Source organism: Flavobacterium sp. ALD4 (assembly GCF_002836475.1).
Classification (GTDB): domain Bacteria; phylum Bacteroidota; class Bacteroidia; order Flavobacteriales; family Flavobacteriaceae; genus Flavobacterium.
Genome location: NZ_PJBJ01000030.1, coordinates 17,529 through 29,496, shown reverse-complemented (window position 1 = coordinate 29,496; position 11,968 = coordinate 17,529). Strand labels below are relative to the sequence as shown.

Here is an 11,968-nt window from a genome sequence, read left to right as displayed (position 1 = left end):
CCTTGTTTAATCTTTTTAAGCCAATAGAAACAAGAAGATCAATGGAAATAAAACTCCTGCCAAGGCCAGTTTCCATCCTCGTTCTTTAAAGCTGAACTTTCCGGCTTTTACCATTATAGTCCCCGTTAATGCAATCGTAATTAAACTCAGGGCAAAAATATCAGAATAATAAATCCAGAAATTAGAAGTGTTTTTGTGCAAACTCATGGCCTGACTGATGATAGGCGTTTTTATGAAAGAAACGATTTCGCCTTTCCCGGTTTTCATGTCTATTTCAACATCATTGTTTTCAAATGATATTTTAAAAGTACCTTCTTTAATCGTCTGACGTCTCATTTTATCGTCAACCCCCAGTTTCTTGGCTAAATCTTTAGCAAATTCTTCATTAATTCCGCTTTCTTCCGGCAGTTGTACTTGAATGGCTTTGGTCTCCGTAGTATATTTTTCAGGATGCCACATGTCGCGGTGGTTCATCATTAGCCCGGACAAGGCAAAGGAAACAATAAGTCCAATATAGAAGTAACCTAAATCTCTATGTAAATTTCTGAAAGTCTTTTTTTTCATTGTAGGTGTCGGATTTGTGCTTGCGAAAATAGTCTATTATCAAATAAAAAAATGGTCAAGTAGCATGTACTATTTGTTATGAATGAGGTGGAAAATCCTTTTAGAATCGTGTCTGGTTTTTTTAAGTTTTGTATTGCTTTGCTAATTTCGTAGTACTCGAAATTTAGAAAGAGCTTTCCACTTTTTTAGTTATTTTCTTTCAAAATAGTATAAACGAGTTCTTTAGTGGGTTTTTGGTCTTTTAATTTTTCTCTGACCACGTCAAAAGTTACTTTGAAATCACATCCAGATTTATAGGCGCTGCATCCATAAGCAGTATTGCCTTTGATTACGGTTCCTTTTTTACATTTCGGACAGGGCAAAGGTTCTGAATTGGCTTTGTTTTCTGTTGATGGGGTAGAAGTGGCTATTTTTTTAGGCTCCAATTTAAGTTTGAAATTTTCATCAAAACGAAGCAAACCTTCCACGGTACCTGCATCAGTTGCGAAGACTTTTAAATTTACCGTGGACCCTTTTTGAAGCAGCCGCAAGTACTGGTTCTCTGATATTTTTTTGGCTGCGAAAGTGTAGGGCAATACAAAATCACAACCTGCTTTATAATTGCTACAGCCATAGGCTGATTTCCCCTTTATTAGCATCCCTTTTTTGCATTTAGGACAAACTTCAGATGCAATTCCTGCCACTTTCTTTTTCTCGACTTTGACTTCTTGTTTTTGAATACTTCCTGCATGCGAAATATTGGCGCGCGTGGTTTCACTTCGTACTTCATACACCAAAGCATCTACCATGCGTTTCATATTATTGATAAACGCAGCGGCGGTAAAGGTTCCTTTTTCAATATCTTTCAATTGCTTTTCCCAGGACCCTGTCAATTCAGCCGACTTCACCATATCATTTTGAATGGTGTCAATCAGTTGAATCCCGGTAGGCGTTGGTAATACCTGTTTTTTGTTTCTAACGATGTATTGACGTTTAAAAAGCGTTTCAATAATATTCGCTCGCGTTGATGGTCGTCCAATACCATTTTCTTTCATCAATTCTCGTAAATCCTCATCGTCTACCTGCTTTCCTGCAGTTTCCATAGCACGTAATAAGGTCGCCTCCGTGAACTGATTGGGTGCTTTGGTTTCCTTTTCTAAAAATGAGGGTTGGTGTGGCCCTTTTTCACCTTCAACAAAGTCGGGCAATAGATCTGCTTCTTTTTCTTTTGCATCTGGATTTTCAAAAACAACGCGCCATTCTTTTTTTAAGATTACTTTACCTGTTGTTTTGAAGGCTACATCAGCCGCTTTTCCAATTACTGTAGTATTGGCTACCGAACAATCGTCATAAAACACAGCAATAAAACGCTTCGTGATAATATCATAGACTTGTTGCTGGTTGTATTGTAAGTTACTTTGAATTCCCGTAGGTATAATTGCATGGTGATCCGTTACTTTTTTATCATTGAATACTTTACTTGATTTTTTAATCTTCTTTCCTAAAAGCGGCTCGGTTAAAACAGCATAATTAGTCAACTTTTGTAGAATACCGTGCACTTTTGGATAGACATCGTTTGGTAAAAACGTAGTGTCAACTCTAGGATAAGTAACTACTTTTTGTTCATATAAAGTTTGAACAATTTTTAAGGTTTCATCTGCTGTAAAGCCAAATTTAGTATTGCAATATACCTGTAAGCCCGTTAGATCGAAAAGCTTTGGCGCAAACTCATTCCCTTTCTTTTTTTCGATAGAGATAATTTCGAAATCACTTTCCTTGACTTTATTGGCTAATAGTTCTCCATCTTCCTTTTTCAAAAAACGACCTTCTTCATAACTAAAAAGAGTGTCTCTATATAACGTCTGCAACTCCCAGTAGGGTTGCGGTTTAAAATTTTCGATTTCTTTGAAGCGATCCACAACCATTGCTAGTGTAGGGGTTTGCACCCGTCCAATAGACAGCACTTGTTTGTACCCACCATGTTTTACAGTGTACAAACGAGTCGCATTCATCCCCAATAACCAGTCTCCAATAGCTCTGGAAAATCCGGCATAGTATAAATTATCGTAGTTGGCAGATGGTTTTAAGTTTTCAAAACCCTCTCTAATGGCTTCGGTGGTTAAGGAAGAAATCCACAGGCGCTGTACTTCACCTTTATAATTGGCTTCATTCATCACCCAGCGCTGTATTAGCTCTCCTTCTTGCCCCGCATCCCCACAGTTGATGACTAACTCGGCTTTGTCAAATAAACTTTTTATAATTTTGAATTGCTTTTGGATACCCGAATTCTCCACCACTTTGGTTTCAAATTTCTCGGGAAGCATTGGCAAGTTGTTTAAATCCCAACTTTTCCAATAGGATTTGTAATCGTTAGGTTCTTTTAAAGTACACAAATGCCCAAAGGTATAGGTAACAGCATAGCCGTTGCCTTCATAATAGCCATCATGTTTTGTATTAGCTCCTAAAACGGATGCGATTTCCCTTGCTACACTTGGTTTTTCGGCAATACAGACCTTCATTTTTCCTATTGATTTGAAGTCGCAAATTAGGAATTTAGAAGTTGGTATGGAAATGAAATCTTCAGGAGTTATGAACGGTGACGGTTTTGCCGCGAAGACGCTAAGACTCGAATTTTTTGGGACTTAGTCTTGTTTTTACGTCGGTGACTAAAAGGTGTATATCGTGGTAGCCGAAAGTATTTTCGAAAATGAAAATAGTATTAGTAGGATATGTTGCGAACCCTAATAAGCTATGACCCATTTTCGTTTTCAATCTACATTTTTTATTGTGATCTCAGTTAATTGGCAGAGCAATCATAAAACTTATGATCGATGACTTATTAGAGTGAGTAGTAGTTTTATTTCATACTATTTGATTCGAAAATTCTGTACTTGAAAAGTCCCACTACTACGGCGCCGCCGATGGCATTTCCAACTAAGGCTAAAGACAGAAACGTTAGGTAGTCTAAAAGTGTAATTGTACTTGAATGTAAAAAAGCGCCAAAAACCTCAATATTACCAACGATACTGTGGTGAAAACCTCCAAAACCGATGACACCAGTTATCATGAAAATGAGAAAAATACGAGTTAGTGAGCTTTTGACGCTGTTTATTAACCAGTTTAATAAACCCATTAGCCAGCCAGCAACTATTGCACTTAAAAAAAGAACCCAAGCATCATAGTGAATTACATGACTCCCTATTTTCAACATTGTTTCATGAGTGAATAAGTTTAAATGTGGTGCAAGCAGACTTATAAATAGGGTAAACAAAATACCTCCAACTAGGTTGCCCAGAATAACCAATCCCCAAACTCGCAGTAACTCCCAGATCGTGCGTTGCCTATTCAATACGGGAATGGTTAAAACGGATGTTTGCTCCGTAAAAAGTGCCGACTTCCCTAAAACGACAAGAATGAATCCTATGGGATAGACCAAGCTAAAAAGTTTGAAAATTGTGTTTTCAGCAATTGTTCCAGACAATAAGTAATAAAGACTACATATTAAGAAATAACTGAAGCCTATTTCGAGTCCCGCAATTATAGCACTGAGCGTTATAGCCCTGTTATTTATTTTGAATATCTCTTCACCTTCGCGAATAACACGGCTTAAAATATCGCGATGCTCATCGACACTATCTATTTCTTCTGATGTTTTCTCTAATTCCTCTTGATGCTTCTCTTGGTCTTTATCTTTAGATTTCATAAAGCTTTTTTAGATTATTATTACTTTCATTTGTTTCAAATCGATATGCCTTAATTATAATTTTCTAGTGGTACTTTTCTGTGGTAAAACATAGTGAAATAAGAATTTCTAATCTCGGTATGTACTTTTTAAAGTTCTTTTTCAAAGTACTACAATCAGGGTCGGCCAATAATAGGTTAGATTGCTTCGCTGTTGCGCAACCATTCCTTACTTGCACTAACGTTCAAGTTTCTAAATAAAACTCACACTAGCCGACACTATTTTATATCAGATGACTTACTATTCAAATATACGTTATTTTATTTGCAACTAATTAAGGGAGATTTTTGTTTGCAAATGTGGTAGTGAATCGAATAGTAACTTGTTGGGTTAGCTTCACTTTTTCTCAATAAAAAACAAGAATTTGCTGTGTTCAAGTAAGCACGTTCCTTTAAAGTGTAGAACTTTTTTTATTCAGTTCGTAGCACGACTTATCTTTAGGAAACTAGGTTTCTCGTTTTCAAAAATGAGCTATAATTCTTTTATTTCCAAAAGAAGGAAGGCTACGACCTATTGTCGGTTGGCCCTTTCATCGGAATGGTAACTTCATATTTCTACTCTCTTGTTTTAATACAATCGTTTGAAGAGAATTGGTGTGTTTTGTTTTGAAAGCTCATGTCAGGTTAGGGACTGTTTCGCATGAAGGATGGCAGTATAAATCCTTTGTGAAACGTAGTGCAACAAAGATTGTAGCGTACAGCCTGACCCTGATGTAACGATAGTGGAAGCGGGGACATGTCCAAGAAAAAAGACATAAAAAACCGACTTGCGTTCACAAATCGGTTTCTTGTTTATTAGTACTTTTTTGAAAGGTGTTATTATTCAAAAAGACCTTCTACACTCAAATAGTGTTCTCCAGTGTCGTAGCAAAAAGTCAGTACTTTAGCATTTTCAGGAATTTCAGAAAGTTTTTTTGCGACCGCTGCTAAGGAAGCACCAGAAGAGATTCCAACTAGCATTCCTTCCTCTCTGGCTGCTCTTCGAGTATAGTCGAAAGCTTCGTCTTTACTCACTTGTATGGCTCCATCCAGAAGTTCTGTATATAAATTGGTTGGGATAAATCCTGCGCCAATTCCTTGAAGAGGATGGGGGCCGGGAGCACCACCACTAATAACTGGGGAGGCCTCTGGCTCTACGGCAAAAACTTTAAGATTTGGGTAATGTTGTTTCAGAATTTCAGCACAACCGGTGATATGGCCACCTGTTCCTACACCCGTAATCATGTAATCTAAACCATCAGGAAAGTCTTTTATGATTTCTTCTGCGGTCGTTGTTTTGTGAATTTCAATGTTGGCCGGATTGTCAAATTGAAGCGGTAACCATGCATTAGGTAGCTCTTCAGACAGTTCTTTCGCTTTTGCTATGGCTCCGTTCATTCCTTTCTCGCGTGGTGTTAATACGAATTCGGCACCATAAATACTCATTAATCGTCTTCTTTCTACGGACATGGATTCTGGCATTACCAAAATCAATCGGTAGCCTTTTACCGCTGCTACCATTGCTAAACCAATTCCGGTATTTCCCGAGGTCGCTTCGATAATAACGCTGTCTTTTTTCAGTAATCCTTTTTTCTCAGCGTCTTCAATCATGGACAAAGCGATTCTGTCTTTTATGCTAGCGCCAGGATTCGCTCTTTCTAATTTAATCCAAACATTATGGTTAGGTCCAAACAACCGATTGATTTTTACGTGGGGAGTATGGCCAATGGTTTCTAGTATAGTATCGTATTTCATTTTTTATAGTTTTTATTTGAGAGGGTAAATATAGCTCACTATTAAGACTCTACAAAAATAACAATTGTAAATAATTCATAAAAAAACATAAATTTTGTAGGGAAAGGTCTACTTGGATTTTGAAAGAAGCAGTAAGAAAATAATAAAATTTAAAATAATATATTAGCTATGCATTAGTTTTGAAATAACTTATTTCAATACGTGTTTTAAGGTTTTCCTGGTTGTATTAGTATGACCGTTGGATAATTGATAATTACTAGATTGAGTGAAAGGCCATTCCTAATTTTATGCTAAAGAACCTTTCTTTTTGACGGTCGATTATAAAAAAAAGGCCCCGCTGTATTCAAGCGAGGCCGTTTTTATAGCGTGTAGTAGTTGCTTACTTAGTTCTAAGCATAATATATTTTTCAGAACTCAGTTTTCCTGATTGCATGCCTGATATTTCAGTCACCATACTATCTTTAGAAATCCGCGTGTAGCTAATTTTTTGCGGATAGTTATGCTTTATATTTTCAAAAACAAGTTGCGTAGCGTTTCTATCCGTAAGTGTAAAGGGTACTGGTTCATCGTCATTTTGACCTCTTATAGCTGTGTTATAGCTTAATTGGTCTTCGACTTGTTGCAGCAGGATCTTTTCAGTGTGGATTGTATCTGTTCCTTTCATGAAATAAGTCTGCCCGTTATAGGTACTGTCATTTGCTTTTTTCCAAGTTTCAGTAAGCGTTCCACCACCAGACTGAGCTTCCCATTGACCTAGGAGCCAATGCGCTGTTTTGATTTTATCCTTTTCATTTTTATCGGATTCATCTGAATCTGAACCTGAATCTGTTTTTTTACAAGAAATGAAAGTGGTAAGTGCCAACAGGAAAACGATTTTTTTATACATAGCTATTTTGAGATTGAATTGTATTACAATGAAGCTGCAAAATTATGAAAAAAGATCGTAAATAGCCCTAGCTCTTTTGCTAAGGTTGGTCGGGTAGTTTAAGTCTTGTTTTTTAAATTAAGTTTGGATCTTACTAATAGCTATACGCCGCTCTAACTGTAATAAACTTTATTTTTCCTTGTCGATTATTGGAGTGGCTACGAAGTCAGGAGACTGCGCAGAGCAGGGGTTTTTTACGTTGAGTTTGGCTAAACTGGTTTATTTTCAACCCAAGTATTTTCAGATTTAGTTCAGCTAAAGTTATCTTTTGTAACGAGAAAATTTATTATATCTTTTTAATTATTTCAGTTTTTAATTTAGATTTCAATATCAGCCAAATCGGAATACTGAAAATCACGAGTAATCCAAAATTGAAATTTGTTTCTGTTTTAATGCGATGAGCAGTTAAAGCTCCAATTAAAATTCCGGTACAAAAAAGTGCAAATGTAATTGTGTGAATTGCTTTTTTTGAGAAAGTTAAATTTCCAATTGTAATTTGTTTCATATTTTTTAAGTTCTACGTAAAAAGTTATTATGTTTTCGATTTTTTTTATGCTCTACAATGTTCCGCAGCTTGTATCAGCTGCGATGATTAATAACTGATTATTCCAAGTACAAAACCCTTTTTTAATTTTCGCAGAAAATTTGGGAGAAGTACCAGCTTCGCAGTTGTTACAAACTGCTATTAGCATCTGGGCTTATATACCATTTCGATTTGCTACTATTCTTCCCTCGAATCATATACATTTCAGGATTAGATATCATTGTAAAACCGAATTTTTTATATAAAATTTGTGAATCTTTAGTCGCTAAAAACCATAGTTCGATCTCGGCGAGTTCTTGATGTGACAGCATTTTCTCTAGAAGCACTTTGGAAAATCCTTTTCCTCGATATGTCTCAATTATAAACAAGTCGGTTACATATGCGAAAACATTGTCCGACAAAACCCTTGCAAATCCAATTTGTTGGGTGTTTAAATATATTCCGAAACAAAATGAATTTTCAATTGATTTTTTTACCGCCTCAATTGTTCTTCCTTTTGCCCAATATGAATTTGTCAGAAACTCATGAATTAATCCAATATCAAGTTTTGATTTGTCTGTTGAAAATTCAAGCTCAATATCTGTGTTTTTCATCCTTTTAATATTAGGTTATATTCAATTTTCGGTTTTCCAGACTTGCTGCTAATTTGTAAATAAGCCTGACGTTATCAAACCTATCATCCCTAAATGGGGTTGCTTTGTCTGATAAACTTCCTTTGTTGGTTATTATCAAATATATAACTTTCTCCCGAAAACGCTGATTAAAATAAATTCAGTTTTTCAAATGTAAATTGTTTTAATCTAACAACTTTACGAGAAACCGTAAGTGTGTTTTTTAAGCGTTAATTTTTTATCCCCTGATAGTAGTGGCATCTTTTTTTATCCGCTTTTGTGCAGATAAAAAGATAGAGCGGTTAGCTGTAAAAGGCTCCAAAAAAAACTGTCAGGAAACTAGAGTTAACTGTAAACTATTTTTCGTAATTTTGCACTCCAAATATAAGGACTAAGAATATGTTAGATAGACTTCAAATAGTAAAACAACGTTTCGATGAGATATCGGATTTGATCATCCAGCCGGATGTAATCTCTGATCAGAAGCGTTATGTGCAATTGAATCAAGAGTATAAAACTTTGAAAGCATTAGCAGAAAAGCGTGATGAATACGTGCTTATCATGGCTAATATTGAAGAAGCAAACGAAATCATAGCCGACAATAGTGATGCAGATATGACCGAAATGGCCAAAATGCAACTTGACGAGGCAAAAGAAAGGTTACCGGAACTGGAGGAAGAAATCAAATTTATGTTGATCCCGAAAGACCCAGAAGACGCCAAAAATGTGATGATGGAAATTCGTGCCGGTACTGGTGGGGATGAAGCGAGTATTTTTGCAGGGGATTTATACCGTATGTACACTAAATATTGTGAAAACAGAGGCTGGAGAACTTCGGTTGTTGATATGAATGAAGGAACTTCAGGAGGATTTAAAGAGGTGATTTTTGAAGTTAGCGGTGAAGATGTATATGGAACTTTGAAGTTTGAAGCGGGTGTTCACCGTGTGCAACGTGTTCCTCAAACGGAAACACAAGGACGTGTTCACACATCAGCAGCGACTGTCATGGTGCTTCCGGAAGCGGAGGAATTCGACGTACAAATCGATATGAATGATGTGAGGGTAGATTTTTTCTGTTCTTCAGGACCAGGTGGACAATCAGTAAATACTACCAAATCAGCAGTACGTTTGACGCACATTCCAACTGGTTTAGTAGCGCAATGTCAGGATCAAAAATCACAACATAAGAATAAAGACAAAGCGTTTGGTGTATTGCGTTCTCGTTTATACGAACAAGAATTAGCCAAAAAACAGGCTGAAGATGCTACAAAACGTACGTCTCAAGTAAGTTCTGGTGACCGTTCTAACAAAATACGTACTTACAATTATGCGCAGGGTCGTGTAACGGATCACAGAGTAGGTTTGACGCTTTATGATCTAGGAAATATCATGAATGGTGATATTCAGAAAATTGTTGATGAACTAGCATTAGTAAACAACATGGAAAAATTAAAAGAAGCTAGCGAAGTTTTTTAAGAAAATAGATGCAAGAGCTAAGAAGATAGAATAAAGATACCACGCTAAATTATTTAGTGTGGTATTTTTTTATCAATTAGAATTTAATTCCTTGATAATAAGGGCAAAAAAGAGAGAACATTGTGAACTTTGCGAAAAACTTTGCGAACTTTACTGTTAAATAAAGTACCATGACGACACAACAACTTATTGAGCAAATCAAAATAAAGAAATCATTTCTGGCGGTAGGGTTAGATGTTGATCTAGATAAAATGCCAAAACATCTTTTAGAACTAGAAGATCCGATTTTTGAATTCAACAAAGCGATAATTGATGCGACTCATGATTTATGTGTTTCCTATAAACCCAATACGGCTTTCTATGAAGCGTATGGGATTAAAGGCTGGATGTCGTTACAAAAAACAATCAATTATATCAACGAGACGTATCCAGCTATTTTCACCATTGCCGATGCAAAACGTGGTGACATAGGAAATACCTCCTCGATGTATGCCAAAGCTTTTTTTGAAGATTTAAACTTCGATTCGGTTACCGTTGCTCCGTACATGGGGAAAGATTCAGTGGAGCCGTTTTTGGCCTTTAAAAACAAACATACTATAATGCTGGCCTTAACGTCAAATGAAGGCGCTTTTGACTTCCAAACGTTGGCTGTGGATGGAAAGGAATTGTACAAGCACGTTCTGGAAACGTCGAAAACTTGGAAGAACTCGGAGAACCTGATGTATGTCGTGGGTGCAACCAAAGCAGAATATTTCACTGAAATTCGTAAGATTGTTCCAGACAGTTTCTTGCTTGTTCCCGGAGTAGGAGCGCAGGGAGGAAGTTTATCTGAAGTTTGTAAATACGGAATGAATGCCAATGTGGGATTACTTATTAATTCTTCTAGGGGAATTATCTACGCTTCAAACGGTACTGATTTTGCCGAAAAAGCAAGAGCAGAAGCGTTGAAAATGCAAAAGAAAATGGAGCTAATTTTGTCTGAAGTTGTCTAACCTTTAGATTTGAACTAGTAAGGAATTATGTTTTATTTAGGGTATTGTCAAGTAATAAGCCTTGGATGCTTTGCGGTTTAAAAAAATGAAACACATAGAATCATAAAAAAAAAGTTGTGTCTTTGCGTAAAACTTTGCGTACTTTGTGGTTAAGTTGATAAAACCTTAATTTGTTTTAACGTCTAAATGGTTAAAACTTTTGCGATCCTTGTGAAACCTTTGTGAACATTGTGGTTAAGAGAATCCTTGGGGTTAAGGAAAAATCTTTGTGGTTAAATTATACATTATGAAAACACTAATCGACCAGCTCGGAACAGCTCATACTTTTGAAACTTCGCCTCAGCGTATTATTTCTTTAGTTCCTTCTCAAACGGAATTATTGTATGATTTGGGTCAGGAAGCTAAAATTATTGGTATAACTAAATTTTGTGTGCATCCCTACCATTTTAGATCAACTAAAAAGCGTGTTGGCGGTACCAAAAAAGTTCATTACGAAAAAATCCGTTTGCTCGAACCCGATATTATCATTTGCAATAAGGAAGAAAACACTCAAGAAATTGTTGAAAGACTGAGTGAGATTTGCCCGGTTTGGGTGACCAACATCATTACTATCGAAGATAATTTCCAAATAATTTCTGATTTTGGTCAACTTTTTAACTGTAGAACCGAAGCGCAGAAATGGAATGATAAATTGGCTTATGCCTTGAGTGATTTTAAAAATTTTATTAAAGACAAACCCTTAAAAAAGGTAGCTTACTTCATTTGGAAAAATCCCTACATGGTTGCCGGCTCCGATAATTTTATCAATGAGTTGTTAAAGCTAAATCACTTCAAAAATATATATGACAATAATCCCGAAACTCCGGGACGTTACCCTGAGATCGAACTAGATAAAATGAAGACAGAAGGAGATCCTGAAATTGTTTTTCTTTCCTCAGAGCCTTTTCCGTTTAAGAAAGAGGATGGATATGAAATAGAGCAATATACAAACAAGGCACAAACATTTATAGTAGATGGGGAAATGTTCTCTTGGTATGGAAGCCGACTTTTAAAAGCGTTTGATTATTTTAAGATGCTGCATAAAAATATAGGGAATTAACATGTTGAATCTAATTATTATAAACGTCAGTTCGAGTGTTTTTTGTCGAAAGGAATCCACAAAAAAAAGTATCGAGAACCGTTTTTGATAAAACTTTTTTGTTCTCGATACAATTCGCCGCGGTGCATCACTCGAACTGACGAAGTTTTTCATCAAACTAATTATTGACAAAGAGTTAGGGAAGTAGTTTTTTTGCTTTCGTAAAAGCTAAAATTATACTTTTGTTACTATTAAAAAAAAACCATTTAGAAATTAAGATTTAGTACTTAATTTCTAAATGGTTTTGAATTTTATGACTTCTTC

The 11,968-nt window shown here is 36.0% G+C and carries 9 protein-coding genes; 3 read left to right on the top strand and 6 right to left on the bottom strand.

Annotated features, from left to right (window positions below; translation table 11 throughout):
• Positions 1–15 precede the first annotated feature (15 nt).
• The 6 genes from CXF59_RS08800 to CXF59_RS08770 form a co-directional block, all read right to left on the bottom strand.
• Positions 16–564, bottom strand: coding sequence for a PepSY-associated TM helix domain-containing protein (locus tag CXF59_RS08800; RefSeq protein ID WP_101137451.1), 549 nt, complete (start codon positions 562–564; stop codon positions 16–18).
• Positions 565–749: 185 nt separating this feature from the next.
• On the bottom strand, positions 750–3,062 hold the full coding sequence (locus CXF59_RS08795) for a DNA topoisomerase 3 (protein WP_101137450.1): 2,313 nt from the start codon (positions 3,060–3,062) through the stop codon (positions 750–752).
• A gap of 338 nt (positions 3,063–3,400) precedes the next feature.
• The gene (locus CXF59_RS08790; protein WP_101137449.1) at positions 3,401–4,246 is read right to left on the bottom strand and encodes a formate/nitrite transporter family protein; all 846 of its coding nucleotides are present in this window, start codon (positions 4,244–4,246) and stop codon (positions 3,401–3,403) included.
• Between the two features lie 857 nt (positions 4,247–5,103).
• A complete protein-coding gene (gene cysK, locus CXF59_RS08785) occupies positions 5,104–6,018 on the bottom strand; it encodes a cysteine synthase A (RefSeq protein ID WP_101137448.1) in 915 nt (304 codons plus the stop codon).
• Between the two features lie 379 nt (positions 6,019–6,397).
• Complete coding sequence (locus CXF59_RS08780) at positions 6,398–6,904, bottom strand: DUF6265 family protein (protein ID WP_101137447.1); 507 nt, start codon at positions 6,902–6,904, stop codon at positions 6,398–6,400.
• A 711-nt stretch (positions 6,905–7,615) separates the two neighbouring features.
• Positions 7,616–8,080, bottom strand: coding sequence for a GNAT family N-acetyltransferase (locus tag CXF59_RS08770; RefSeq protein WP_101137445.1), 465 nt, complete (start codon positions 8,078–8,080; stop codon positions 7,616–7,618).
• Between the two features lie 417 nt (positions 8,081–8,497).
• Here CXF59_RS08770 and prfA point away from each other — a divergent pair, with 417 nt between their 5' ends.
• The 3 genes from prfA to CXF59_RS08755 all read left to right on the top strand — a co-directional run bounded on the left by prfA (position 8,498) and on the right by CXF59_RS08755 (position 11,665).
• Positions 8,498–9,574 carry a peptide chain release factor 1 gene (gene prfA / locus CXF59_RS08765; RefSeq protein ID WP_101137444.1) on the top strand — a complete coding sequence of 359 codons (1,077 nt, stop codon included), beginning with the start codon at positions 8,498–8,500 and terminating at the stop codon, positions 9,572–9,574.
• Between the two features lie 170 nt (positions 9,575–9,744).
• Complete coding sequence (gene pyrF / locus CXF59_RS08760; protein ID WP_101137443.1) at positions 9,745–10,566, top strand: orotidine-5'-phosphate decarboxylase; 822 nt, start codon at positions 9,745–9,747, stop codon at positions 10,564–10,566.
• A 286-nt stretch (positions 10,567–10,852) separates the two neighbouring features.
• Positions 10,853–11,665, top strand: coding sequence for an ABC transporter substrate-binding protein (locus CXF59_RS08755; RefSeq protein WP_101137442.1), 813 nt, complete (start codon positions 10,853–10,855; stop codon positions 11,663–11,665).
• Positions 11,666–11,968: the final 303 nt, after the last annotated feature.

What these genes read in the sequence shown, in the direction of transcription:
- CXF59_RS08800 (WP_101137451.1), bottom strand. Translation starts at nt 564, where the DNA reads ATGAAAAAAAAGACTTTCAGAAATTTACATAGAGATTTAGGTTACTTC.
- CXF59_RS08795 (WP_101137450.1), bottom strand. Translation starts at nt 3,062, where the DNA reads ATGAAGGTCTGTATTGCCGAAAAACCAAGTGTAGCAAGGGAAATCGCA.
- CXF59_RS08790 (WP_101137449.1), bottom strand. Translation starts at nt 4,246, where the DNA reads ATGAAATCTAAAGATAAAGACCAAGAGAAGCATCAAGAGGAATTAGAG.
- cysK (WP_101137448.1), bottom strand. Translation starts at nt 6,018, where the DNA reads ATGAAATACGATACTATACTAGAAACCATTGGCCATACTCCCCACGTA.
- CXF59_RS08780 (WP_101137447.1), bottom strand. Translation starts at nt 6,904, where the DNA reads ATGTATAAAAAAATCGTTTTCCTGTTGGCACTTACCACTTTCATTTCT.
- CXF59_RS08770 (WP_101137445.1), bottom strand. Translation starts at nt 8,080, where the DNA reads ATGAAAAACACAGATATTGAGCTTGAATTTTCAACAGACAAATCAAAA.
- prfA (WP_101137444.1), top strand. Translation starts at nt 8,498, where the DNA reads ATGTTAGATAGACTTCAAATAGTAAAACAACGTTTCGATGAGATATCG.
- pyrF (WP_101137443.1), top strand. Translation starts at nt 9,745, where the DNA reads ATGACGACACAACAACTTATTGAGCAAATCAAAATAAAGAAATCATTT.
- CXF59_RS08755 (WP_101137442.1), top strand. Translation starts at nt 10,853, where the DNA reads ATGAAAACACTAATCGACCAGCTCGGAACAGCTCATACTTTTGAAACT.